Genomic DNA, 23,709 nt, shown 5'->3' on the forward strand with positions numbered 1-23,709 from the left:
TCGCCCGGAACCGCCTAACTCGCCCGTTTTCTGAGCGGAGAGGCTGCGGGGCCGTGCGCGCGGATTGTGACGGGATGTTTCGGAATCGTGAACATCGCCGGGGAAAGTTGGCGAGTCTGTATGTAGCTGTATACAGTTGCGAGCACGCCTCGCCCGAATTCTAGGAGACCCCCATGCAGACCAAGACCTGGCAGGACACCGACGTTCAGGAGGGTTTCGCGGCCATTCGCTCCGAGGCCCCGTTCATCTACGGGCTCACCAACTACATTGCCGCGAACCTCAGCGCGAACGTTCTGCTCGCCGCGGGAGCGGGTCCGGCGATAGGCACCGCGGTCGACTGGATCTCGACCTTCCCGGCGGGCGCGGCCGGTGTGTGGATCAACGGGGCGACCCTGATGACCAGTTCGGCCGACGATGTTCGCACGGTCGCCCGCACCGCGCACGAAGCGGGCACGCCGTGGGTGCTCGACCCCGTGGCCGTCGGCTCGGGAGCACCCGAGTACGACGCAGTCATCCGCTCCCTGCTTGAATTCAAGCCAGCCATCATCCGCGGCAATGCCAGTGAGCTGATCGCGCTCAGCGGCGGCATCGCCGGTGGCAAGGGCGTCGAGACGACTGCCTCCTCGGACGAGGCGCTCGAGGTCGTCGTCGAGCTCGCCCGCGCGACCGGTGCCGTGGTCGCCGTGAGCGGACCAACCGATTACATCTCGGATGGCACGACGACGGTCGCGATTCCCGGGGGAGACGTTCGCCTCACGCAGGTCACCGGCGCAGGCTGCAGCCTCGGCGCACTCTGCGCCGGAGCGGTGGGTGCGCTCGGGGATCCGCTTCTCGCCGCCATCGTCGGGCACGCCGCATTCGCCCGCGCCGCCGAACTGGCCGGAGCCCGCACCAAGGGCACGGGCGAGTTCGCCGTCGCCCTCGTCGACGAGCTGTCGCAGCTGGGCCTGGTCGCCCATGAGTGAGACTCCCCGCAGGATGCACCTCGCCGCGTTCATGAACGCGGGCCCGCAGGGCACCGTCGGCTGGCGCCACGCCAACGCCGGTGACGGCTTTCTCACGATGGCCCACTACGCCCACATCGCGCGGGTGCTCGAGGACGCGCGGTTCGACATGGTCTTCGTCCCCGACTCGCTCGCCGTGCCGCGCAGCCTCGGGAATTCATTCTCGCCCGCCGTCCAGTGGGGCTCGGGCACGCCCCGCCTCGACCCGATTCCCGTGATCACGATCATGGCAGCAGCCACCACGCACCTCGGCGTCGCGGCCACCATGTCGACCGGTTACCAGGAACCGTTCAACCTCGCCCGGTCCCTCGGCACGCTCGACCACCTGACGGGTGGGCGCTCGGGATGGAACGTGGTGACGAGTTTCCAGGACGCCGAGGCTCAGAACTACGGACAGGACGCCCTGCCCGACCGCGAGACCCGCTACGAGCGCGCCGAGGAGTTTCTCGAGGTCGCTACGCGACTGTGGGACAGCTGGTCGGATGACGCGCTGGTGCTCGACAAGTCGTCCGGGATCTTCGGACGCCCGCAGGAGGTCGAGGCCATCGACCACGAGGGCACGTACTTCAAGGTGCAGGGGCCCCTTGGGGTGCCGCGCGTTCCCCAGGGCTACCCGGTGATCATCCAGGCCGGGGCATCGCCCGCCGGCCGCGACTTTGCGTCGCGCTGGGCCGACGTCGTCTTCTGCAGCCACGAGTCGCTCGAGTCCGCGATCGCGTTCTACGCCGATATGAAGCAGCGCGCTGCCTCTCACGGCCGCGACCCCGACCAGCTCAAGATCCTCCCGGCCGCCACGACCATCGTCGGCACCGACGTGCGTGACGCCATGTCCAAGCACGAGGCGTTCGCCGATCTCGTCTCGGTCGAGGCCGGCCTGTCCCGGTTGGCGTACCACGTGAACGTCGACCTCACCCAGTACGACCTCGACGGACCGCTGCCCTCGCTCGAGGTCGTCGGCGTGGAAGGCCACTACCGCGAGGTCGTCGAGTTCGCCGAGCGCGAGAAGCTCAGCATCCGCGAGATCGGACGCTGGTACGGCGCCCGCACCGAGGGAAGCATGATCGGGTCCGCCGTCGACATCGCCGACAACATGGAGCTCTGGATGGACAGCGGCGCCGCCGACGGCTTCATGATCCAGGCGACACATGTGCCGGCGGCCTTCGAGGACTTCGCCGAGCATGTGGTGCCCGAGCTGCAGCGCCGCGGGCTGCTGCGCACCGAGTACGAGGGCGCGACCCTGCGCGAGAACCTCGGGCTCGCCCGGCCCGAGCGGGGGGAGTGGCGCAACCGCGCGGCATCCGCCAAGGCAGCCTCGACGGGCAGTGAAGCCGAGCCGCCCGCGCCAGCCGAACCGGCTGCACCGGCCGAACCGGCTGAACCAGCAGAACCCGCCGGAGCCACCGAATGACCGCCCTCGAGCTCCCCGGCGCCCTCGTCACGGCCGAGTGGCTGCAGGGCCACCTCGACGAGGTGATCGTCCTCGACGCGACCATCGTGCGCACCCCGAATGACGCGGGCAAGACCCAGTTCGCCGACGGCTCCGGCGAGTTCGCCGAGGAACACATCGCGGGGGCGCTCTTCGCGGACGTGTTTGACGCCTTCTCCGACGCATCCGCTCCCTTCCTCTTTACGCGCCCCAGCGCCGAGCACTTGCAGGCCACCATGCGCGCGCTCGGCGTCGACACCACCTCGACGGTGGTCGTGTACGACCGGCTCAGCACCGCGTGGGCCGCGCGCATCTGGTGGGTGCTGCGCTCGTTCGGCTTCACCCGGGTCGCGGTGCTCGACGGCGGGCTTCGCTCGTGGAAGGACGCCGGCGGCCCCACCGAATCCGGCCCCGGCCGCACCCCCGAGACCCCCGGCACCTTCGAGGCCTTCGAGCTCGACGGCTTCTTCGTCGACATCGAGCGCATGAAGCTCATTGCCACCGGGGTCGACACCACCCCGACTCTCGCGGGCGTGCGTCACGCCGAGTTCACCGGAGAGGGCGGCGGCGATCGCCCCGGCCACATCCCGAACACCCGCAGCCTGCCGTTCCCCGATCTGCTCGACGACGACGGACTCATCTCGGTCGCCAAGACCCGCCTCGCCCTCGACGCCCACGACCTCGGCGCCGAACCCGAGACGATCCTCTACTGCGGCGGCGCCATCAATGCGTCGGGCCTCGCCCTCGCGCTGACCGTGGCCGGGCAGACCGGCCTTACGATCTACGACGGCTCCCTCAACGAGTGGAAGGCCGACCCCGCCCTGCCCCTCGTGACCGGCGACGACGAGCGCGCGGCCGCCGAGTGACAGCCGTCGATTTCAGGACGGTGGATGCCTCGGGCCTCCGCCACGCCTACGCGTCGGGCGACACCACCCCCTCCGACATCGCCGAGATCGCGCTCGAGCGAGCCCACGCGGCGAGCGATCTCTACAACGCGATCGCCAGCATCGACGAACCCGGAACCCGCGAGGCCGCCGCGGCGAGCACCCGCCGCTGGCGTGACGGGGAGCCCCTGAGCGACCTCGACGGGGTGCCCATCACGTTCAAGGACAGCTTCCACGTGAAGGGCATGCCGCGCTGGCACGGCACCGCGATCAACACCGGCGTGATCTCCCCGAACGACGCGGCACCCGTGCGCCGGGCCCGCGGAGCCGGGATGCTCGTCGTCGCCAAGACCACGATGCCCGACTACGCCATGCTCATGTCTGGTCTCAGCTCGCAACACGGGGTGATCCGCAACGCCTGGGATACCGCCACCAACACGGGAGGGTCGAGCGCGGGCGCCGGTCCGAGCGTGGCCGCGGGCGTGGCATCCATCGCCGTTGGCACCGACATGGTCGGATCCGTGCGGGTGCCGGCAGCGCTCAGCGGGCTGGCGTCACTCAAGCCGACCCAGGGGCGCATCGCCTACGACCCGGCCGGCGACTACCGCAGCGCCGGACCGATGGCCACCACGATCGATGACGTCGAGTCCGCCCTGCGGGTGCTCGGCCGCCACGATCCGCTCGATCTCTACGCGTTGCCCGGCCGTTACGAGAGCCCGGCCACCGCGCGCACCGACCTCTCCGGCGTGACGGTCGGCGTACTGCGCGACCTCGGTGCCACTCTCGTCGACATTGCGGATCTGGATGTCGGGGAGCGCGACTATGAGGCGATCTACTGGTTCATGATCGACAAGGGTCTTCCCGATTACCTCGCGCAGTCGGCCGCCGCGCGCGGACGCATCCTGCCCGTGGTGGGGGAGATGCTGGAGGGATCACTGATGCGGTCCGCGGCATCCGCTGCCCTCGACGCACATCGCGTGGCCGTGGCCACCGAGACGGTGCGTCGCCAGCTCGCGCCGTTCGACTACGTGCTGTCGCCGGTGCTGCCGGTGCGGGCGTTCCCGGCGACGGACGTCAGCCCCGATCCGGACGACGCGATGGCCCACATGGGGTTCGCCGCCTGGTTCAACAGGCTGGCGACACCGGCCGGAACGGTGCCGGTGCTCGACCTCGGCGACGGGCTGTGCCCGGTGAGCGTGCAGATCGCGGGCGCGCGGTTTGACGACGGGGGAGTGCTGCAGGTGCTGCGGCTGCTGGAGCAGCGGCGAGGATTCGAGGTGCACTATCCGGTGTGCCATCCCGTGGTCGCGACCGACGGGGAGCAGCGGTGACGCGGCTCATCTCGTCCGGGTCGCCGTGGGAGGCCGAGCTCGGCTACAGCCGGGCCGTGGTCAGCGGCGGGTTCGTGTTCGTGTCGGGCAGCTCGGGGCTGGTGCGCGGTGGCGCGGATGCCGGCACCGCCGCCGAGCAGCTCACCGTCGCGATCGGCAAGATCGAGGCGGCGCTGGCGGAAGCGGGATGCACCCTCGCCGATGTCGTCTCGACGCGGGTGTACCTCACCGACGAGGCAGACTGGGAAGAAGTCGGCCGGGCGCATGGTTCGGTATTTCGAGACATCCGCCCCGCACTGTCCATGGTGCAGGTCGCGCGGTTGATCGATCCACTGATGAAAATCGAGATAGAAGCGGTGGCTGTCGCCACGGCGATGCCCGTTGTGTCGGCCGTTAGTGCCACCAGAACAGAAGGAGACCGCGCATGAAGGTCATCATCATCGGCGGAGTCGCCGGCGGCATGAGCGCCGCAACCCGCCTGCGACGCAACCGCGAGGACGCCGAGATCGTGGTGCTGGAGCGCGGCCAGAACGTGTCGTTCGCCAACTGCGGCCTGCCGTACCACATCGGTGGTTTCATCGAGGATCGCGAGTCACTGCTGCTCAACAGCCCGACGAGCCTCGCCGCCCGGTTCCGGCTCGACGTGCGCGTCGGTGCCGAGGTCGTGGGGGTGCACACCGCGGCGAAGTTCGTCACCGTGCGCGACCGCGCGACGGGCGTGACCACCACCGAGAGCTACGACTCGCTCGTGATCTCCACCGGCGCCTCGGCGCTGAAGCCCACCTTCGCGAGCGACCTCCCGCTGCGCACGCTGCGCGACCTGGATGACCTCGACGCGATCATGGCTGACCTGCCCCCGGTCGGCGAGGGCGGCAACGCGCTCGTGGTCGGTGCCGGCTTCGTCGGACTCGAGGCCGTCGAAAACCTGCGGGAGCGCGGGATGACCGTGACCCTGGTCAGTCGCGGACCGCAGGTGCTGAGCTCCTTCGACCCGGAGATGGCAGTGCTGGTGCTCGAGCAGCTGCGCGCCAGCGGCGCCACCGTGCACCTGGACGCCACCGTCGACCGCATCGAGGGCGGCGCCGCCCACCTCTCGGATGGCACGGCCATCCCCACCTCGTTCGTGTTTGCTGCCGTGGGAGTTCGACCCGAGTCGGCGCTCGCCGTGGAGGCGGGAATCGCCGTCGGCCCGGACGGCGGGATCCGCGTCGACGAGCAGCAGCGCACCAGCGCGGACGGGGTGTTCGCCGTCGGTGACGTCGCCCAGAAGAAGGGATGGGTGTCGTCCGAGGAGGCAACCGTGCCGTTCGCCGGCCTCGCCAACAAGGAGGGCCGTCTCGCCGCAGACGTCATCGCGGGCATCGCGCGTCCGTACCGGGCCGCGCTCGGTACCGCCATCGTGGAAAGCTGCGGCATCGTGGCCGCCCGGACCGGACGGTCGGAGACCGAGCTGCGGGCCGGGGGGCGCGCGGCACGGGTCATCCACACCCATCCCAGTAACCACGCGACCTACTATCCCGGGGCGACGATGCTGTCGATCAAGCTGCTCGTCGACCCGGAGGACGACAGCATTCTCGGCGCGCAGGTGGTTGGGCACGAGGGTGTCGACAAGCGCATCGACGTGATCGCGACGGCGATGGCCGGAGGCATGACCGCGTCGTCCCTCGCGGAACTCGAGCTGGCGTACGCGCCGCAGTTCGGCTCGGCGAAGGACCCGGTGAACATGCTGGGCTACATCGACGGCAACATGGCGCGCGGCGAAGACCCCACGCTGCAGTGGCACGAACTGGACGAGCGGCTGGCCGAGGGATGGATGCTTCTGGACGTGCGGATGCCCGGACAGTTGAAGGAGGGGTCCATCCCGGGATCGCTGCACGTGTCGCTTCCGGAGCTGCGCGCGAACCTCGAGCAACTGCGGGGCCGCCAGGTCGTCGTGCACTGCCGCGTCGGCCAGAACTCGCACAACGCCCAGCGCATCCTGCTGCAGAACGGGATCGAGGCCGTGAATCTCGACGGCGGCTTCCTCACCTGGCGCGACGGCATGGCGACGCGGGTCGGCAGTAAGATCGCGGGATGAACGCCCGGGACACCATTTACGACACCCTGAGGGATCGCCTTGTCTCGGGCTACTACGCGGACGACGCCCCGCTGATCCCGCTGCCGTTGAGCGAAGAGTTCGCCGTCTCCCGCACACCGGTGCGCGAGGCGCTCGGGCTGCTGGAGCGCGATGGGCTGCTGACGGCGACCCAGCGGGGCTTCACGATCCGTAAGCGCTCGGACGAGGAGATCCTCGAGATCTTCGAGGTGCGGGCCATTCTCGACAGTTCGTCGGCGTTCGCCGCGGCGACCCGGCGCAGCCCGATCGACATCGCGCGGCTGACCGAGCTGGTCGCCCGCGGACGCAGCGAGACCGATCCGGCGGGTGTGCGCCAGTCGTTCAACCTGTTCCACGACGCGCTGCGGCATGCTGCCCACAACGAGACGATCCTGACGCTGGTGCGCATGCTCGACGCGCAGGTGAAGATCAGTGCCCCGTGGAAGACCCAGATGGGCGACCACACGTTCTCGCAGAGCAACGATGAGCACGAGCAGGTGCTCGAGGCGATCCGGGATGGCGACGGCGAGCTTGCCCGCACGCGGATGCTCGCGCACCTTGCCCACGACAGGGACACCCGCATCCTGCAGCTGGTGGCCCAGATGGCGCGGCCCGACGGGGTCTAGCCGCACGGGTCTAGCCCGACCGGGCTTGGCCCGACCACCGTCCCGCTAGCCGCCGCGCCGGTCGATCAGCGTCAGCAGCGGCGTTGTGCCGCTGACCACGGCGACTATGCCCGTGATGCCCGCGGCGGGCGCGAACGGCATCAGGTGCGCCTCGCGCACGGGGAACGGCGCGGCAGCCCACCGCAGGAGCGTGGGCGCTGCCGTCGCGACGACCGATGGGCCCGCGGTCGTGCCGCTGGCCCGACCTGCGGATGACGCAGCGCGGGTGCGCTTGCCCGTGCTTGCCGGCTGCGTGCCGGCGGACTCCGTACCCACGTGCAGCGGCAGGCCCACCACGACGTCGCGCGGGTCGATCCTCAGCCCGAGACCGGCGGCCTTCAGGACTGCTTCCTTCGCCGTCCAGTACGAGATGCGGGCCTGGGTGCGGTCGGATGACCCGAGGCTGGCGATGATCGCGCGCTCCGAGTCATCCAGTGCAACGTCATCAAACCCTGCCCGCTCGATCGCGTCGGACGACTCGATATCGATGCCGACGGGTCCGGCGAGCGTGACCGCGATGACGAGGATGTCCACGGCGCGGCTGAGGCTCACATGGATGCGGGCGCCATCGGGCGTGGGGCCCAGCACGACCGGTTGCCCGTGGTCGCCGCCGCAGTCGGCGCAGACCTGCTCGATCTGCACGGTGGCGGGGTCGACACCCGTGACTCCCGCGATGGTTGCCGCGAGGAGGGACCTATCGCCCTCGCGGGTGCCCGTGGCGTCGTGGATGACCACGGTGACGTCGGGTCGGTCGGTCGGGTGCACCATCACAGTGTCAATGTAACTCGCATCCGGGCGTCGTGGACCCCCTCCGCAGCCCCCGCAGTGGGGGTCTATTCCAGAACGTGATAACCAATAGTGTTTGGGGTGGGATGATCCGTCTGGACGGCGCAGCCCAAAAGCACGAGGAACGGCGTAAGCACCCCCCGGCTTGCGCCGTTTCGCCCGACGGTCGGCCCGCTGTGAGTCCGACGATCGGCCCGCCGTGCACCCGACGATCGGCCCGCTGTACCCCCGCTGCCGCCGCAACATCCGCGTAATGAGCGCGCCCTAGACTCGCCGAATGTCTCCGAGAATCTACCTGGCCGGCCCCGATGTCTTCTACCCCGACGCCCTCGAGCGCGCCGCCTGGATGAAAGGTGTCTGCGCCGAGTTCGGCCTCACCGGTGTGTTCCCCGCCGACGTCGTGATCGACCCCACGGGTCTGTCCCCGGAGGAGCTCGCGGCCGCGATCTTCCAGCGCGATGTCGACCTCGTGCAGTCCTGCGACATCGTCGCGGCGAACCTCTTCCCCTTCCGCGGCGCCGAGCCCGACTCGGGCACCTGCTTCGAACTGGGCCTCGGCTTTGCCCTCGGCAAGAAGCTCTACGGCTACACGCACGCCGGAACAATGGCCGACCGCGTCGCCGAGCACTACGGCCCCGTCGACTCAAGCGGCGCCCGCCCGGTGGACTCCGACGGCCTCCACGTCGAGAACTTCGGCCCTCCGATCAACCTGATGATTTCGGTGCCCGCGACGATGGTGTACGGCAGTTTTGAGGATTGCATTCGTCGGATAGCTCGGGATGTCACGCCGGCCGTTATCGCGTAGAACGCAACATATTGGGTCGGACGGGTCATCCGCAGCCCGTATTTGGAGGTTTTTCTCAGGGCATGTCGTCCCACAGGGGGTGGACAAAGTTGTCCCCGCATGGTTACAGGGATGCGCGGCCACAAGTGACATTTCCACAGACGAATACCGTTGCGTTTTCGTTGGGGTGTCGTGATGGCTCCGTTACCAATTCGTGAGATTGCCGTGACAGCGGCACTCATCTCGCGTATTCTCGCTAGGTAGCTTGGTTGGTCCCGCGGGGGAAACTGTCTCCGCCCAACCAATGCGTAATGCCCGGAGGTACACGCCTGTGCCCGATGAGATGACGCCTGACTTGTCAGACGACCTCCTCGCCACCCGCGAAACGACCCCTCTGCCAGCTGCGAATGCGCCCCAGTATTCGTCACGTCGTGAACTCAAAGCGGCAAGCGCTCATGAGGGACGTCGACAGGGAGTGCAGCGCGTAGCCCGCGTTGCCAAGCCCACTCGCGCGTCACGAATCGCCGCCCGCCGACTGGCCGCTCTCGAGCGTCCGACCTCATCGCGTTCGCGCAAGGTCACTGCCGGTGGCAAGAAGAAGCAGAACCCGATCGCCGTTATCGCGATCCTTTTGGTCGTCCCGGGCTTCATTGCCGCGGCGTCCATCCCCGCGTATGCGTTTGCTCCCGCCGGTGCTGAGCACCAGGCGGAGCTCGAGAAAGAGTCGGCCTCGGTTGATGCCGCTGCGGCTCCCGCGCAGGCCTCACTGAAGGTTCCATCGCAAGTTGCCCCTCTCTCGGTGAAGCGCGACAAGATCACCGCGACCACCGAGTCCGAGCTGGCCGCGCAGAAGATCACCGCTGCCGCCTTCGCCTCGTACAACTCGAGCGTCCGCGCCGCCGGCGATGACTACCCGTGGCCGACCGCAGGCAACACGCTGTCGCCGCTGAACTACTACTACCGCCAGTGCGTCGACTTCGTCGCATACCGCCTGAACCGTGACGCCGGCTCCACCTCGGCTCCGTTCAAGTTCGTCTGGTCGAATCTCACCCCCGGTGGCGGAAACGCCTCTGAGTGGAAGCGCGCGTGGGAGTCCCACGGCTGGAAGACCAGCAACACTCCCGTTCTCGGAGCTGTCGCCTGGTTCAACGGCAACCACGTTGCGTACGTCAAGGCCATCAAGGGCAACAACGTCGTCATCGAGGAATACAACGGAATGGTGAAGCTCGGCTACGCCATGCGTACGATTCCGACCAGCTCGGTCGCCCGGTACCTGTACCCGCCGCCCCGCTAAACCGGCGCCCTTCGTAGAAAGCCCCGACGTGTCATCCACTGGATGCGCGCCGGGGCTTTTTCGCTGCCTGCCTGATCCCGAATCTCAGCCCCCACCTCCATCGCCCGGCCCACTTTCCGCTGACCCGCTCACCTCAGGCCGCGTCAGTCCCATCTCGCGGTGGTTCCGAGCGTTGGCCGGCACGGCCCTTGCGCTACATGCGGAGTTTCTGCCGCAATTCGCCTTCGTGCGGACTTTTGGGCGGCGGATGACCCGAATCTCCGCATCTGGCGAAATCCAGCGACGCCAACCGGCCGCAGCCCGGCCTCAGAGCGCCGAAAGAGCACCCGCTGCGCGTGCAACACCGGTTTCAACCCGGCCGATTTCACTAGGGGAGGAAATTCGGTCATTCCATGCCGGTTGGGGGCAGCGGATGACAGGATCTCCTCCGCTATTCAAATGCGCGAGGTGGCCGGCTCATTGGGCGGGTGCCGCGGGCCTGGGCCACGGTGCCTGCTGGTGCCGCGGGCCCGTCCACGGTGACTAGGGGCCGGAGCGTCTCGGACAACGGGGTCCGAGCAGCGCCCCTCGGGCTACAGCGCCTCGTAGCGGGCGAGCGCGTCGGCGTCGCGGGCCGAGGTGGCGGCGCGGCGGGCGGCGTCGAGGGCCTCTACGGGGTCGGCTTCCGCCTCGGCAAGCATCAGCTGCCGTTCGGCCTCTGCGAGGCGGGTGCGGGCCTCGATGGCCGCGCGGCCGCCGGACATGTAGTTCTTAACCACGGAAATCTGGCTGCGGGCAGCCACGAGCGCTCCCGCGAGTGCCGTGCGGGCGTGCTCAAGGCGCTGCTGCTGATTGCGTGCGCCGGCCAGGGCGGTATCGAGCTCGGTGACCGCTTCCCCGAGCTGGGCTATCGCGCGGGCCGGGTTCGGGTGGTGCAGGGAGGTGGCGGAGTCGGGGATGCCGGAGCCCGAGATGGGGGAGCCGACTGTGAGGGAATCCGGGTCGGGGGAGCCGGAGGTGGAGAGAGCGTCGGCACCGGCCGAGACACCAGCGCCACCACCCGCCACCGCCGCGTTCACGGCCTGCTCGACGGACGCGATGGCGGCCACCAGGGCGGCACCGGTATCCGCGTCCGGAGCGGCGTCACGAGCCGCGCGGGCCTCCTCGAGGCTGCGGCGGGTGTCCGCGACGAGGGTGGTGAGCGCAGCGTCCGCCTGACGAAGTGACGCGTGCACGTCCGATACGGCCGCGAGCAGCCGGCGCGCGCTGATGACGTGCCCGACGGACGCGTCGATCGTGGATGACACCGAGTTCACCCCCGTGGGATCGATGTGGGCGGCCGCGTCATCCGCTTCCGCACTCGCCTGATCCAGCAGCGCCGTCGCCTGCGCGACGTTGTCGCGAACCTCGACGACCGTCTCCGGGGCATACCGCGACGAGATGTAGTCGAGCGCCGACTGGGCCGCAGGCACCATGCCGCGCGACGTCGCAATGCCCTCGCGCAGGGCCGTGAGGCGGCGGGGAGAGTCGGCCTCCGCACGCCGCAGGGTGTCGAAGGCACCGCTCTGTGTCTGCAGGCTACGCTGGGCGGATTCGCTCAGCGCGACGATGCGGTTGTTCCAGTCGCGGCGCTCGACGTCGGTGTCGGCGTACGCGTCGTCCAATTGCTGCTTCAGGCGGAACGCCTCGGTGACACTTGCGTGAGCGGATGCCACGGCGCTGGCAAACTCGCGGGTGCGCTCCTCTCCGAACTGGGCGATCGCGTACGCGAGTTCATCGTCGCCGGCGGCCACCGCGTCGTCGGCGCGCAGCAGCGCTGATCCCGCGAGCTGCTCGAGTTCGGATATCCCGGCAGCGGCGCTCGGACGGGCTCCCTCACGACGCCGGAACAACAGCGTGAGCGCGATGGCAAGACCAATGACGACGACGACAACCAGGGTGACAACGGCGATCAGCACGCCCCGCACCGGGTCGAGATCCGCCGCAGAGAGGACGCTCGGGGCCGCGATATAGCTCATAAACGTCATATTACGTTCCCCAAACTGCGCGAAACCCGCCGAACGTCCCCGATGTGCGGGGCATCCGGCTTTATGGTTGCGGGGTGTGGCGTGCTGATAAGAATGATGACGAGCTCTTCGTCGACGACGAACATGCCCGCGCCGAGTACCAAGTAACGGCGCCGCATGCATTGACCCTGGGCGATCCGACTTTCGAGGCGGGAAACGTGGCAGAACCAACCTGGACCAGCTGGCGAGGTGAGTTGGCAGCGGTGGGTGGAACATCCCCGCTCCTGCACTTCGTCGACTCCCCGAGTACCCGAATTGAGCTGAGCGCCACCCACCCCGGCGGCCTCGCGCAGTTCATCACCGGCAAAACGACACTGCTGTCGAACCTCATCCGTGACGAGCTCGCCCTGCGCGGCGCCCGTCTGGCGGCCGGTGCCATCGCGGCCAAGGGCCTCGAACTTGCTACCGCGCGCGGCATCGACGCCGTGCACCTCGGTATCGGCATCGTCGAGTGGACCTACGGCAACGTCGATTACCGCGCACCCCTCCTGCTGCGTCCGTTGGCCATCCGCCGCCACGGCCGCGACTTCGAGGTCAAGCTGCGCGGCAAGGCGTTCCTCAACCCGGAACTCGCCCGCGTGCTGCGCGTGCAGTTCGGTCTCGACCTCGACGCGGACGCGTTCGCCGCCCTCGCCGACGACGACGGTACCTTCAAACCGAACCACGTGATCGACCGCTTGCGCGGCCTCACGGACCACCTCCAGCTCCTCACCGTGCAGCCACGCCTTGTCGTGTCGTCCTTCGCCGATGTGGCGACTGGGATGCTCGCGGATGCCTCGGACCTCTCGCACACGGTCCTCGACGCCATCGGTGGCAACGCCACGGCCAAGTGGACGGTCTCCGAGAGCTACCAGCCGGTTGAGGCGCTCGGCTCAGACCAGCGCCCGCCGCAGACCGACAATTTGCTGCTCGACGCGGATTCCGAACAGGAAAACGTGGTGGCCCAGATCGCCGCGGGCAACTCCGTTGTCGTCAAGACTCTCCCCGGCACCGGTGGCACCCAGACCATCGTGAACGTGATCGGTTCCCTCGTGGGACAGAACAAGCGCGTTCTCGTCGTCAGTGCCCGCCGGTCAACCCTGCAGGGCATCTCGCAGCGTCTCGGCGACGTCGGGCTTCCCGGCCTCGCCGTCGCGACCCGCACGCTGCGCCGCGACATCGTCCGCTCGATCTCCCGCAGCGAGAAGACCCCGCAGCCACAGGTCGCCGAGGTTGACGAGGCGCTCGTCCGCCTGCGCAAGGTGCTCCTCGACTACCGGGGTGCGTTGTCGCGTCCCGATGACATGCTGCAGATCAGTGTCCTTGACTGCGTCACGGAACTGAGCCGCCTCGCGCTGCTTCCCGTCCCGCCATCCACTACCGCACGTCTGCAGCGTGCGACGATCGAGGCGCTCGCGCACGACCGCCACCGCGCCGCCGAGACGATGGTCAACGCGGCCCGCCTCGGCGAGTTCCGCTACGGACCGGGGGATTCCCCCTGGTACGGCGCCCAGTTCGGCAGCGGCGAGGCAGCACACCGTGCCCACGAGACCGCGAAGCGCCTGCACAGCGAGTCGCTTCCGCGCTTGCTCGGCCGCGCCCGTGAGCTCATCCAGACCACGCACATGCGTCCGTTCGAGAACATCACCGAGCTCGGCGTGTACCTGCGTCTGCTCGTCGATCTCCGCGACACCCTCGACAAGTTCCTGCCGGTGGTCTTCGACCGCTCGCTCAGCGAACTGATCGCCGCGACCGCGCCGCGCAAGGATGCCCCCGACATGTCGGGACCCAATCGTCGCCGCCTCAAGAAGCTCGCGAAGGAGTACGTGCGCCCCGGCGTGCACATCTCCGACCTGCACGAGGCGATCGTTCGCATCCAGCAGCAGCGCATGCTCTGGCAGCGTTTTGTTCCCGAGGGTGTGCCGCCGACCGTTCCCGTCGGCATCGCCGATGTACAGGTCGCCTACCAGGTCGTCGCCCAGGACCTGCAGGTTCTCGACGAGCCGCTCGGTGCCAACAGCCCCGACACCCAGCTCGCATTCATGCCGCTGTCGCGTTTGCTCATGCGCGTCGAAGCCCTCGCGGCCGAGTCCGACGTGCTCAACAACCTGCAGGACCGCACGGCGCTCATGGCGACCCTGCGCGACCTGGAACTTGGCCCGCTGACCCAGGACCTGGCCTCGCGCCACATCCCCGAGGCGCAGGTCGAAGCCGAGCTCGAACTCGCGTGGTGGCAGTCCGCCCTCGAGTCGTTGCTCGAGGCCGACCGCGCCCTGCTCGGTGCCAACACCGGTGTTCTCGACCGTCTCGAGGCGGACTTCCGCCTGGTGGACGAGGCCCACGCCGCCTCCAGCGCGCAGCTGCTGTCCTGGCAACTCGCCGAGACCTGGAAGATCGGTCTCGTCGACTGGCCTGACGAAGCGGCCCTGCTCAAGCGCCTCCTGCGCCGCGAGCACGTCACCGCGTTCGACCTGCAGACCACCGCACCGCACCTGTCGCGCACGATCGCGCCGGTCTGGCTCGCGTCCCCGTACGACGTTCACGAGATCGTGGACACCATGCCGTTCGACACCGTGATCCTCGTCGACGCCGGCGCCACCACCCTCGCCGAGAACGTCGGCGCCATCCGCCGGGCCCGTCAGGTGGTCGCGTTCGGCGACCCGGTGACGCAGAGCCCGACGCCGTTCACGATCGCGATTGCCGACGCGGATGCGGAATCAGTGGATGCCGCGACATCCACCGATCCCGACGAAGCGCACGCGAACTCGGCCCTCGCGCGTCTCGGAACCCTGTTGCCCACGCTGGCGCTCACGCGCAGCTACCGGGCCGGCGGAGAGGACCTCGCCGAGCTCGTCAATCGCCGTTTCTACGGCGGACGGATCGAGTCGCTCCCGTGGGCGGGAAGCTTCCTCGGGCACGGCAGCCTCGCACTTGACTACGTCGCCGACGGCCACGGCATGCCCGACCCGGTCTCCGGAGCTGTGGAGAGCCCCGACGCCGAGGTCAACCGCGTTGTCGACCTCGTGCTGGACCATGCCCGTCGTCGCCCGCACGAGTCGCTCATGGTCATCACCGCGAGCGAGCGTCACGCCGTGCGTGTGCAGCAGGCGGTGCTCACCGCGATCACCGGTCACGCCGAGTACAACGACTTCATCATCGGTGACAACGCCGAGCCGTTCACCGTCACGACGATCGAGCAGGCCGTTGCCCAGAGCCGCGACCGCGTGATCTTCTCAATCGGGTTCGGGCGCACGCCGCACGGCCGCGTGCTGTCGAACTTCGGTGCGCTGGGTGAGCCCGGTGGAGACCGCCTGCTCGCCGTCGCCATGACGCGTGCCCGTCGCTCGATGGTCATCGTCACGTGCTTCGCACCCAGCGACATCGAGGATGGCCGCATGCAGTACGGCGCCATCGCGCTCGCGGAGATCCTCGCCGAGGTCGCCGCGCGGTCTGGCCAGGAGCACCTGCCGGATGACAGCGACCCGATGCTCGTCGATCTTGCCCGCCGCCTGCAGGGCCACGGCCTCAAGGTCGCCCTCGGGCACCGCGGAAAGCTCGGGCTCGTCGCCGCGTACAAGGGCACCTGCGTCACGATCGAGACGGACACCGTGCTGCACCGCACGAGCCTGCGCGAGTCGCTGCGTCTGCGTCCCGAGCTGCTGCGTCGCCTCGGCTGGCACTACCTGCGCGTGCACGCGTTCGAGCTGTTCAGCAACCCGGACGAGGTCGCGGCCCGCATCGTGACCATGCTCGGTGCCGATGAGGCTCCGATCACGGAACCGCTGGCAATCGTCGCAGCGCAGCCCCGTGAGTGAGCAAGACAAGAACAGTGCGGCGGCGGATGACCCGGCCGCCGGCACCTCGGCTGGCGAAGCCACTCGAGCTGCCGCAAGGGATACTGCGGCCGGGGCACCCTCGGAACCGCCGGCCCGCCGTTCCCGGCGCCGCGTGACGACGCAGCCCGTGCCCGGAAGCGACCCCAATCCCGCTCCCGAGGCGCCGAGGCACACCCTCGAGGAAAACGACGACCGCCTCAAGGCCGAGAAGCCACCGCACTACTGACCGACGCCACTCGCTGGCCGCGCCCCACCCGCAGGTCCCGTGCCACCGCCGACCCATGCCGCCGGAGCTGGCGCCTCGCCTACGCCGTCGGCAGGTGGAAGAGCGCTTGCGCGTTGCCGTGGGTGAACTTGTCGCGGTCCTGTTGTGAGGGGAATTCCGCGAGGAATCCGGTGATGTCGTCCCGCGTGGGGCGTTGGAACGGGTAGTCGGTCGAAAACAGCAGGCGGTCGGGTGTCGTGACCTCGAGGGCATGCCGAAGAAGCGTGGGATTGAGCATGCCGGAGCTCGTGATGTGCACGTTGGACCGGACGTACTCCGATACCTTCCGGTCGAGTCCGGCGACCCGCGACAGGCTGTCCGTGCGGTCCTGCCAGAACAGCAGCAGTTCACCCCAATGGCCGAGCACCAACTGCAGGTCGGGGTGGCGGTCCAGCGTGCCGCGAACGATGAGACGGAGCGCGGCCGTGGCGGCCTCGAGATGCCATCCCCAGCCGAACGTGGCAAGGCCGAGGCTGGTGATGGGGTCGAATCCGCTGTACGCCGCATCACGGATGGCGCTGGACGGGATTTGAGGATGAATGAACACCGGTTGCCCCAGGGCCGCGGCCGCGGCGAAGAGCTCGTCGTACCGCGGGTCATCCAAGGCCACATCGCCGGTGCGTCCGTAGACCATCGTGCCCACGAGCCCGAGTGCCGCCGATCGCTCCAGCTCCGCGACCGCGGCGTGGGGGTCTGCCATGGGCAGGGTTGAGAACGCGCGGAACCGTGTGGGGTGACGGTGGACTGCTTCGGCGGCGAGATCGTTCGCCCGTCGGCTGAGAGCAATCGCATCGTCGGTGTCGAGCGGGTGGGTGCCGGGAGGAGCCAGCGAGAGAATCTGGAGGTCGACGCCCTGCGCATCCATGGCTGCGACCCGGGCATCGGCTATGTCGTTGAGACGGTCCAGGTTGTCACCCATCTCGTCAAACGCGATGCTGGCGTCGGCGCGGTCTGCGGGCAGGGCCCTCACCGCGTCTGTTAGCTCGGGCAGGTTCCAGTGTTCTTCGATCGCTATGACTGTCATGGTGTCCTCTCGGGCGTGGCGACTTTCGCTCAACGCCTGTTGAGTAAACAACCTAGCACGACCACTCAACGGTTGTAGAGTGAAACCATGACCGAGACATCGCGGGACGCCAAGCGTGCCGCCACCGCGCAGCGGATCCTGCAGGCTGCCCGGCAGGAGTTCGCGAGCCGCGGCTTCGATGGCGTGACAATCCGCGCCATCGCTGGCATTGCTGGGGTGGATCCCTCCCTCGTCATGCAGCACTTCGGCTCCAAGGCCGCGCTGTTCACGGCGGCGGTGCAGTTGCCGGCAGACAATGCTCAGGTCGCGTCGGACCACCTCCTCGAGGTGCTCGGCGTTCGCCTCGACGAGCTTCCCTCGGAAACGCGTGCACTCGTGCGATCCATGCTGACGGTGCCCGAGGCAGAGGCGTCAATGCGGGAGTACCTCAACGAACGTGTGGAGAACCTCACCACGTCGCTGACCGGCGAGGATGCGCGGCTGCGGGCATTGGTGACAGTGAGTGGAATTCTCGGGCTCACCATCGCGCAACACTTTCTCAAGCTTCAGGCGTTCGAGGGAGCATCCCGCGACGAGCTCCTCCATGCCATGCGCGGCTGGACTGCGTTCTTGTCGGCCAGCGAGGCTCCGGCGCCCGAATCGCCCCCGGTCATCGAGTCGTAAAAAAATGCTCTAAATCCGGCGGATTTAGAGCATTTTTACGCAAGTCGCGGACGACGGGCAGGGGGTTACACCGCCGGCGGGGTGTGCTTACCCTCGTGGTCGCTGCGCAGTGCGAGCAGGTCGCGGATGTCCGCCAGCAGCTCGAGCTCGGTCGGCGGGGTGTCTTCTTTCACCGCGGGGATGCCGGCTTCCTTCTTCTGGAAGGCACGCTTCTTGATGAAGTTGATCGGCACGACCAGGGCGAAGTACACCACGATTGCGACGAGCAGGAACTGAATCACGGCGGCGATTACGGCGCCGAAGTAGAGGGTCGCGTCATCGCCCGAGGTGGTCGGGATGACGACGGGAAGTGCCTTCTCCAGCGACTTCGCGTTGAAGAGCGCTCCGATGGCGGGGTTGAACACGTTGGTGACGATGGCGGTCACGATGCCACTGAATGCGGCACCAATCACGACGGCGACGGCGAGGTCGATGACGTTTCCGCGGAGGATGAACTCCTTGAAACCTTTCAGCACGGGGATCTCCTAGGGGGTCGGCGCGCAGGGGCGCGGGTCAGGCGGCGGATGCGGGTACAGCAGGTGAGGGTGGCGCGACCAACAACGAGGTGGCCGCGGCGATACGAGTGCGGCGACGCGGTAACGATGCCGCCCCTGCCACGTTAGGCGGCGGGCGGCGTCTTCGCGGCGGGCGTGCTCGGCGCGGCGGGAGTCGCGGGCTTCGAGTCCGAACTCGACGACGACGAACCCGAGTCGGAGGAGGACGACGACGAAGAGGACGAGGTGGATGACCCGGACGACGTCTTCGATCCCGCGCTGCGCGAGTCCGTGCTGTAGAAACCGGATCCGTTGAAGCTGATGCCGACTGCCCCGAACACCTTGCGAAGTTTGCCGCCACAGACGGGGCACACGGTCAGCGAGTCATCCGTAAATTCCTGATGAATGTCGAACGCATGGCCATTGACGCACTTGTAGGAGTAGGTGGGCACGAAGATCCTTAAAACGGCACGAAATAGAGTGCAGCGTTAGAACTGCGTAACGCCGCTGGGGGTGACGATGCCATTGACCTTCTGGTCATGCACTTCGCTGGGCACGGAGTCAAGAAACTCACCGTCGAATATCACAGCATAGACGGGTGGGCAGCGTTCCATGGATCCGAGTGTCTTGTCGAAATATCCTCGGCCCCAACCCATACGCATTCCGCGCTGGTCGACGCACGCCGCGGGCACGAGGATGAGGTCAACATCGTTGATGGCCATGGGGCTGAGGAGCTCGCCGGACGACGTCGGCATGCCGAGAATGTCGTGGTCTTCCTCCTCCTGGGAGGCGTCGTAGCGCGACCAGTCGAGGAGTCCGTCGGCACGGGAGATGGGGAGCAGGATCTTGATGCCTGCCTCGTTGGCCCAGCGGAGGAATTCGCGCGTGCCGGGCTCATCGGGCGTCGACAGGTACGCCGCAATGTAACGAGCTCGTAAATCCTGCGTCAGAGAAATGAGGTTGTTGGACAGCGCCGCGTCGGCCTGTTCTCGCTCAGTAGCGGTCATGTTGCGTCTACGTTCGCGAAGCTCAGCGCGCAGAGCTCGTTTTCGGTGACCGACGTCCTCGTTCATGACAGTCATCATATGAGCAGTTGCCCGTTACCCTGTTGTTATGAGCTCGCACATCACGAAAGCCGTCATTCCTGCTGCAGGCCTCGGGACACGATTTTTGCCCGCCACAAAGGCGATGCCGAAAGAAATGCTCCCCGTAGTCGACAAGCCCGCCATTCAGTACGTCGTCGAGGAAGCGGTTACCGCCGGCCTTACCGATGTGCTCATGATTACCGGCCGAAACAAAAATGCACTCGAGAACCACTTCGACCGTGTCGGAGAACTCGAGGCGACTCTTCTCGCTAAGGGCGACAAGGAAAAGCTCGCCAAGGTCAACTTCTCGACGGAGCTGGCCGACATGCACTACGTGCGCCAGGGTGACCCCAAGGGCCTCGGCCACGCCGTACTCCGCGCCAAGATGCACGTCGGAAACGAGCCCTTCGCGGTTCTGCTCGGTGACGACATCATCGACGAGCGCGACGTACTGCTGTCCCGCATGATCGACGTGAACCTCCAGCGTGGTGCGACGGTTGTTGCCCTGCTCGAGGTCGACCCCGCCGCCGCTCACCTCTACGGTGTCGCGACGATCGAGGCCACCGACGAAGACGACGTCGTGCGCATCACCGGACTGGTCGAGAAGCCGGCCCCGGGAACCCAGCCCTCCAACTTCGCCATCATCGGCCGCTACGTTCTTCAGCCGGAGGTGTTCGAGGTTCTCGAGCACACCGCTCCCGGCAAGGGTGGAGAGATCCAGCTGACCGACGCGCTGCAGACGCTCGCCGAGGAGAACATTGCCGGGGGAGTCTTCGGCGTGGTCTTCCGTGGCCGCCGCTATGACACCGGCGACCGCCTCGATTACATCAAGGCCATCGTGCAGCTGGCCGTTGACCGTGATGACCTCGGACCCGACCTGCGTCCGTGGCTCAAGGACTTCGTCGGCAACCTGGACTAGCGGATGGCCCAATCCATACCGTCCCTCACCGAAGGGGCGGTCACCATCCGTCCCATTCGGTTGAGGGACGCCAGGCCACTCGAACGTGAGCTGGTGGACAACCGCAGCTGGTTGCGCAAGTGGGAAGCCACAAACCCGTACGGTCCGCTGAGCTTTGATGTGCGTGCGAGCATTCGCAGCCTCCAGACCAACGCCCGGGCTGGCCTCGGCCTGCCCTTCGCCATCGAGTACGACGGTGAGTTCGCGGGACAGCTGAACGTGTCATCCATCAGCTACGGCTCGCTCAGCTCGGCCAGCATCGGCTACTGGGTGTCCGAGAGGTTTGCGGGCAAGAACATCACTCCGACCGCGGTGGCTCTCGCGACCGATCACTGCTTCTTCGGTGTCGGCCTGCACCGCATGGAGATCTGCATCCGCCCGGAGAACACCCCGAGCCTGCGGGTCGTCGAGAAGCTGGGGTTCCGGTACGAGGGACTGCGGCGCAGGTACATCCACATCAATGGAGACTGGCGCGACCATTTCTGCTTCGCGTTGACGGCCGACGAGCTGCCGCAGGGCACGCTTCGCCGGTGGCTTGACGGCAAGGTTCCCGCCGAGAACGCCGTGATTCCCGCCGCCGACCGGGCCAAGGCGGCCATGCCGCTGAGCGTGGTGTCGCGGGGCTGATTCGCGCCGTTGGCGGTACGCGGTCACCATATTTCGTTTTCTCTGTCGGGTGAACCGCGCGCCGACCCGGTGTTTGTGTGATGCGCTCATAACGTAGGCACATGGAATTCACCCCGACAGCAAGCGGTCTGATGTTCGCCGCGGCCGCGGGACTCTGGCTCATCTACCTCATGCCCACCTGGTTCAGGCGGCGCGAGTACCTGGCAACCGAGCGCAACGCCGTGCGCCTGCAGCAGACGCTGCGGGTTCTGGCGGAGACCGCCGAGGTTCCCGGGGCTGTTCGTGTCGAGACATCCGCGCGCAGCATTGCTGCCCAGGAGAAGGCACTCCGACAGGAAAAGCACCGTATGGACGCCATGATTCGCTCCCGCAACGCCCAGGCAGCACGCCTGGCCAGCCAGCGCCTGACCGGAAACTCCGCGCCGATGGCCGCGAAGCCGGCAAGTGCAGCCGTAGTTGCCCGTCGTCTGCGCAAGACGCGCGCCGTGACATCCATCGTCGGATTTGTCGCCGTGGTCGTCGCACTCGTGCAGCTCGCCCTCATCATTTTCACGGGTGCGGTGCCCGCGTCGGTTGCGATTCTCGGATTCGCGACGATCGCCGCCATCACGAGCGTCGGTACTCTGGGGCGTCTCGCCCGGGTGTCCCGCAAGCGCGTCGTGGCTCCCGTGCAGGTTGCGCGCCCCGCCCGCACCGTCGCCGCGCCGCGCGTGGTGCAGGAGCAGGCACCCGTGCAGGAGGCCGCTCCCATCGTCGAGTGGACGCCGGTGCCAGTGCCAAAGCCGCTGTACCTCGGTCGTCCGGTGGCGCCCAAGGTCGTCATCGACGCCGACCCGCTCGAGGCGCTGCGCGTTGCAGCCGTCGAGGCAGATCGTGCGCTGCGCGCCGCGCACGCCGAGCCCGAGGTCATCCCAATCGTGTCGGCGCCCAGCCGCTTCGCGCGCATGGGAATCGTCGAGCCGACCGAGGTGGGCAGCACCGACCTCGACGCCGTACTGCGTCGCCGTCGCGCCTAATCGTTCACATCGATCGGGCGGTTTGGCCCGCGGACGCTCCCGTGTCCGCGAAGGCTCCAACTAACTGATATCGTGAATACGCAGTAAACGGGCCCTTGGCGCAGTTGGTAGCGCGCCTCGTTCGCATCGAGGAGGTCAGGAGTTCGAATCTCCTAGGGTCCACCACTGTTGTAGAAAGCCCCGGTCATTGGCCGGGGCTTTTTGCGTACCCGCGCTGTGCGTACCCGGCGAAGGTGACTACCGCTCGGTTAGCGTAATCACATGGTCACTCCCTCCGCGCTGCTGCAGATCGCTGGACTATCCGAGATCGAAGAACAGATCTACCTGTTCGTGGTGCACCGGGGCCGCACTCAGGTGGGAGATGTCGTCGAGCGGTGCGCGATCGACGCGGCCGAGGCATCCGCTCACCTCGCACTGCTGCGTGACCGGGGACTCATCTCGCGCGGCGCCGATGAAGATGCCGCCTACGCGCCGGTGGACCCGCGGTATGCGCTCAACGCTGTCACCGATCGGCTGGCCGAGCAGGTCAGCCGTATCCGGGAGCAGATTCCACTGCTCGCCGACCAGTTCGACCGAACCGTTTCGCAGGAGGGCGGTGCCCCCGAATCATGGATCGTCGGTGACGCGGCGACGGTGGCGTCTTGGTATGTGCGGATGCAACACCAGGCCACGCACGAAATCATGATGTTCGACCGCCCGCCGTACGTGTCGTCCCCGCTCGAGACCCTCGAGGTCGGCATCATGGGCGTCGGGGTGCGCTGGCGCGGGCTGTACACGGCCGAGAGTTTCACCCGCCCGGGAGCGTGGGAGGAGACCCTGCGGCTCAGCGAATCTGGGGAGGAGTCGCGGATCGTTCCGCAGCTGCCGGTCAAGCTCGTGATCGTCGACAGGTCGATCGCGCTGGTCTCCCTCAGCCTCGACGGGGTGCGCGCCGACGCGCTGGTCACGCAGTCACCACCGATGATCGACATGCTGAGCGATATGTACGAGACGTACTGGGCGCGCGGGCTCCCGCTCACCGCCAACTCGCGGAAAGACGAGATGCTGTCGGCCTTGACCGAGAGCGGCACCGATGCTGAGCCGGTGGTGACGTCAGGTCGCGCGGCCGCGCGCGCAACGACGCGGGCCGCCACCCCCGAAGAGCAGGCGATCATCGCGCTCATCGGTGCGGGGCTGACCGATGAGGCCATCGCCGAGCGCCTCGGTATCGCCGTGCGATCGTTGCGCCGTCGCAGCCAGAAGCTGATGGCGGAACTCGGCGCGAGCAATCGGTTTCAGGCCGGTGTTGAGGCCGCGCGACGCGGTTGGGTGTAGACCCTTCGGCTCTCCTATGTGACGGCTATGTTTCGGCGGTGAAACAAGTGTGTGTCCGTGGGCGTCCTCTCCCGGACACTGGCCGCCTGCTGCCA

The 23,709-nt window shown here is 67.7% G+C and carries 22 protein-coding genes and 1 tRNA gene; 17 read left to right on the forward strand and 6 right to left on the reverse strand.

Translation table 11 applies throughout. From position 1 onward, the window contains the following. The first annotated feature begins 173 nt into the window (after window positions 1-173). The 7 genes from HB677_RS00005 to HB677_RS00035 are packed head-to-tail and all read left to right on the forward strand — an operon-like array spanning window position 174 to window position 7,366. Entirely contained in the window at window positions 174-965 is a 792-nt protein-coding gene (locus HB677_RS00005; RefSeq protein ID WP_213813610.1) for a hydroxyethylthiazole kinase, read from the forward strand. Next, window positions 958-2,412 (forward strand): LLM class flavin-dependent oxidoreductase, encoded by a 1,455-nt coding sequence (locus HB677_RS00010; RefSeq protein ID WP_213813611.1) that lies wholly within the window; start codon window positions 958-960, stop codon window positions 2,410-2,412. The genes HB677_RS00005 and HB677_RS00010 overlap by 8 nt, the downstream gene beginning before the upstream one ends. Next, a complete protein-coding gene (locus tag HB677_RS00015) occupies window positions 2,409-3,296 on the forward strand; it encodes a sulfurtransferase (RefSeq protein ID WP_213813612.1) in 888 nt (295 codons plus the stop codon). The genes HB677_RS00010 and HB677_RS00015 overlap by 4 nt, the downstream gene beginning before the upstream one ends. After that, window positions 3,293-4,645 carry an amidase gene (locus HB677_RS18700; protein ID WP_213813613.1) on the forward strand — a complete coding sequence of 451 codons (1,353 nt, stop codon included), beginning with the start codon at window positions 3,293-3,295 and terminating at the stop codon, window positions 4,643-4,645. Before HB677_RS00015 ends, HB677_RS18700 begins: the two co-directional genes overlap by 4 nt. Beyond that, window positions 4,642-5,073, forward strand: a complete 432-nt coding sequence (locus HB677_RS00025; protein WP_213813614.1) for a RidA family protein — start codon at window positions 4,642-4,644, stop codon at window positions 5,071-5,073. The genes HB677_RS18700 and HB677_RS00025 overlap by 4 nt, the downstream gene beginning before the upstream one ends. Next, on the forward strand, window positions 5,070-6,722 hold the full coding sequence (locus HB677_RS00030; protein WP_213813615.1) for an FAD-dependent oxidoreductase: 1,653 nt from the start codon (window positions 5,070-5,072) through the stop codon (window positions 6,720-6,722). The genes HB677_RS00025 and HB677_RS00030 overlap by 4 nt, the downstream gene beginning before the upstream one ends. Next, a complete protein-coding gene (locus tag HB677_RS00035; RefSeq protein WP_213813616.1) occupies window positions 6,719-7,366 on the forward strand; it encodes a GntR family transcriptional regulator in 648 nt (215 codons plus the stop codon). Before HB677_RS00030 ends, HB677_RS00035 begins: the two co-directional genes overlap by 4 nt. A 45-nt stretch (window positions 7,367-7,411) precedes the next feature. Here HB677_RS00035 and HB677_RS00040 read toward each other — a convergent pair whose 3' ends face one another. Beyond that, complete coding sequence (locus tag HB677_RS00040; protein ID WP_255546071.1) at window positions 7,412-8,173, reverse strand: 4'-phosphopantetheinyl transferase superfamily protein; 762 nt, start codon at window positions 8,171-8,173, stop codon at window positions 7,412-7,414. A gap of 295 nt (window positions 8,174-8,468) precedes the next feature. Between HB677_RS00040 and HB677_RS00045 the strand changes: the two genes are divergently transcribed. Both HB677_RS00045 and HB677_RS00050 read left to right on the forward strand, forming a co-directional pair. After that, window positions 8,469-8,996 (forward strand): nucleoside 2-deoxyribosyltransferase, encoded by a 528-nt coding sequence (locus tag HB677_RS00045; protein WP_213813618.1) that lies wholly within the window; start codon window positions 8,469-8,471, stop codon window positions 8,994-8,996. A 454-nt stretch (window positions 8,997-9,450) separates the two neighbouring features. Then, window positions 9,451-10,269 carry a CHAP domain-containing protein gene (locus HB677_RS00050; RefSeq protein ID WP_213813619.1) on the forward strand — a complete coding sequence of 273 codons (819 nt, stop codon included), beginning with the start codon at window positions 9,451-9,453 and terminating at the stop codon, window positions 10,267-10,269. Between the two features lie 572 nt (window positions 10,270-10,841). Here the strand turns inward: HB677_RS00050 and HB677_RS00055 are convergent. Beyond that, window positions 10,842-12,266: a hypothetical protein gene (locus tag HB677_RS00055; RefSeq protein WP_213813620.1), complete on the reverse strand. Its 1,425-nt coding sequence runs from the start codon at window positions 12,264-12,266 to the stop codon at window positions 10,842-10,844. Window positions 12,267-12,349: 83 nt separating this feature from the next. Between HB677_RS00055 and HB677_RS00060 the strand changes: the two genes are divergently transcribed. Together HB677_RS00060 and HB677_RS00065 are read left to right on the forward strand one after the other, a co-directional pair. Further along, a complete protein-coding gene (locus HB677_RS00060; RefSeq protein WP_213813621.1) occupies window positions 12,350-16,108 on the forward strand; it encodes an ATP-binding protein in 3,759 nt (1,252 codons plus the stop codon). Next, on the forward strand, window positions 16,101-16,355 hold the full coding sequence (locus tag HB677_RS00065) for a hypothetical protein (RefSeq protein WP_213813622.1): 255 nt from the start codon (window positions 16,101-16,103) through the stop codon (window positions 16,353-16,355). The genes HB677_RS00060 and HB677_RS00065 overlap by 8 nt, the downstream gene beginning before the upstream one ends. Window positions 16,356-16,434: 79 nt before the next feature. On the opposite strand, the gene HB677_RS00070 is transcribed toward HB677_RS00065, so the two are convergent. Beyond that, the gene (locus HB677_RS00070) at window positions 16,435-17,418 is read right to left on the reverse strand and encodes an amidohydrolase family protein (RefSeq protein WP_213813623.1); all 984 of its coding nucleotides are present in this window, start codon (window positions 17,416-17,418) and stop codon (window positions 16,435-16,437) included. Between the two features lie 87 nt (window positions 17,419-17,505). On the opposite strand from HB677_RS00070, the gene HB677_RS00075 reads away from it, so the two are divergent. Beyond that, on the forward strand, window positions 17,506-18,081 hold the full coding sequence (locus HB677_RS00075) for a TetR/AcrR family transcriptional regulator (RefSeq protein WP_213813624.1): 576 nt from the start codon (window positions 17,506-17,508) through the stop codon (window positions 18,079-18,081). A 65-nt stretch (window positions 18,082-18,146) separates the two neighbouring features. On the opposite strand, the gene mscL is transcribed toward HB677_RS00075, so the two are convergent. The 3 genes from mscL to HB677_RS00090 form a co-directional block, all read right to left on the reverse strand. After that, window positions 18,147-18,593, reverse strand: a complete 447-nt coding sequence (mscL, locus tag HB677_RS00080; protein WP_213814116.1) for a large conductance mechanosensitive channel protein MscL — start codon at window positions 18,591-18,593, stop codon at window positions 18,147-18,149. 146 nt (window positions 18,594-18,739) lie between these two features. Continuing rightward, complete coding sequence (locus HB677_RS00085; protein WP_213813625.1) at window positions 18,740-19,066, reverse strand: FmdB family zinc ribbon protein; 327 nt, start codon at window positions 19,064-19,066, stop codon at window positions 18,740-18,742. Window positions 19,067-19,102: 36 nt separating this feature from the next. Continuing rightward, on the reverse strand, window positions 19,103-19,687 hold the full coding sequence (locus HB677_RS00090) for a 5-formyltetrahydrofolate cyclo-ligase (protein WP_213813626.1): 585 nt from the start codon (window positions 19,685-19,687) through the stop codon (window positions 19,103-19,105). 40 nt (window positions 19,688-19,727) lie between these two features. Between HB677_RS00090 and galU the strand changes: the two genes are divergently transcribed. The 5 genes from galU (at window position 19,728) to HB677_RS00115 (ending at window position 23,614) form a co-directional block, all read left to right on the forward strand. Further along, window positions 19,728-20,618, forward strand: coding sequence for a UTP--glucose-1-phosphate uridylyltransferase GalU (galU, locus tag HB677_RS00095; protein ID WP_213813627.1), 891 nt, complete (start codon window positions 19,728-19,730; stop codon window positions 20,616-20,618). Between the two features lie 3 nt (window positions 20,619-20,621). Beyond that, complete coding sequence (locus HB677_RS00100; RefSeq protein ID WP_213813628.1) at window positions 20,622-21,284, forward strand: GNAT family N-acetyltransferase; 663 nt, start codon at window positions 20,622-20,624, stop codon at window positions 21,282-21,284. Window positions 21,285-21,385: 101 nt separating this feature from the next. Then, window positions 21,386-22,300 (forward strand): hypothetical protein, encoded by a 915-nt coding sequence (locus HB677_RS00105; RefSeq protein WP_213813629.1) that lies wholly within the window; start codon window positions 21,386-21,388, stop codon window positions 22,298-22,300. Window positions 22,301-22,389: 89 nt separating this feature from the next. Next, window positions 22,390-22,465, forward strand: a tRNA-Ala gene (locus tag HB677_RS00110). Window positions 22,466-22,561: 96 nt separating this feature from the next. Then, entirely contained in the window at window positions 22,562-23,614 is a 1,053-nt protein-coding gene (locus tag HB677_RS00115; RefSeq protein ID WP_213813630.1) for a helix-turn-helix transcriptional regulator, read from the forward strand. Window positions 23,615-23,709: the final 95 nt, after the last annotated feature.

Source organism: Glaciihabitans sp. dw_435, assembly GCF_018449675.1.
Classification (GTDB): Bacteria; Actinomycetota; Actinomycetes; order Actinomycetales; family Microbacteriaceae; genus Glaciihabitans.

What these genes read in the sequence shown, in the direction of transcription:
- HB677_RS00070 (WP_213813623.1), bottom strand. Translation starts at nt 17,418, where the DNA reads ATGACAGTCATAGCGATCGAAGAACACTGGAACCTGCCCGAGCTAACA.
- HB677_RS00040 (WP_255546071.1), bottom strand. Translation starts at nt 8,173, where the DNA reads ATGGTGCACCCGACCGACCGACCCGACGTCACCGTGGTCATCCACGAC.
- HB677_RS00075 (WP_213813624.1), top strand. Translation starts at nt 17,506, where the DNA reads ATGACCGAGACATCGCGGGACGCCAAGCGTGCCGCCACCGCGCAGCGG.
- HB677_RS00045 (WP_213813618.1), top strand. Translation starts at nt 8,469, where the DNA reads ATGTCTCCGAGAATCTACCTGGCCGGCCCCGATGTCTTCTACCCCGAC.
- HB677_RS00030 (WP_213813615.1), top strand. Translation starts at nt 5,070, where the DNA reads ATGAAGGTCATCATCATCGGCGGAGTCGCCGGCGGCATGAGCGCCGCA.
- HB677_RS00005 (WP_213813610.1), top strand. Translation starts at nt 174, where the DNA reads ATGCAGACCAAGACCTGGCAGGACACCGACGTTCAGGAGGGTTTCGCG.
- HB677_RS00090 (WP_213813626.1), bottom strand. Translation starts at nt 19,687, where the DNA reads ATGAACGAGGACGTCGGTCACCGAAAACGAGCTCTGCGCGCTGAGCTT.
- HB677_RS00055 (WP_213813620.1), bottom strand. Translation starts at nt 12,266, where the DNA reads ATGAGCTATATCGCGGCCCCGAGCGTCCTCTCTGCGGCGGATCTCGAC.
- HB677_RS00115 (WP_213813630.1), top strand. Translation starts at nt 22,562, where the DNA reads ATGGTCACTCCCTCCGCGCTGCTGCAGATCGCTGGACTATCCGAGATC.
- galU (WP_213813627.1), top strand. Translation starts at nt 19,728, where the DNA reads ATGAGCTCGCACATCACGAAAGCCGTCATTCCTGCTGCAGGCCTCGGG.
- HB677_RS00015 (WP_213813612.1), top strand. Translation starts at nt 2,409, where the DNA reads ATGACCGCCCTCGAGCTCCCCGGCGCCCTCGTCACGGCCGAGTGGCTG.
- HB677_RS00105 (WP_213813629.1), top strand. Translation starts at nt 21,386, where the DNA reads ATGGAATTCACCCCGACAGCAAGCGGTCTGATGTTCGCCGCGGCCGCG.
- HB677_RS00010 (WP_213813611.1), top strand. Translation starts at nt 958, where the DNA reads ATGAGTGAGACTCCCCGCAGGATGCACCTCGCCGCGTTCATGAACGCG.
- HB677_RS00035 (WP_213813616.1), top strand. Translation starts at nt 6,719, where the DNA reads ATGAACGCCCGGGACACCATTTACGACACCCTGAGGGATCGCCTTGTC.
- HB677_RS00100 (WP_213813628.1), top strand. Translation starts at nt 20,622, where the DNA reads ATGGCCCAATCCATACCGTCCCTCACCGAAGGGGCGGTCACCATCCGT.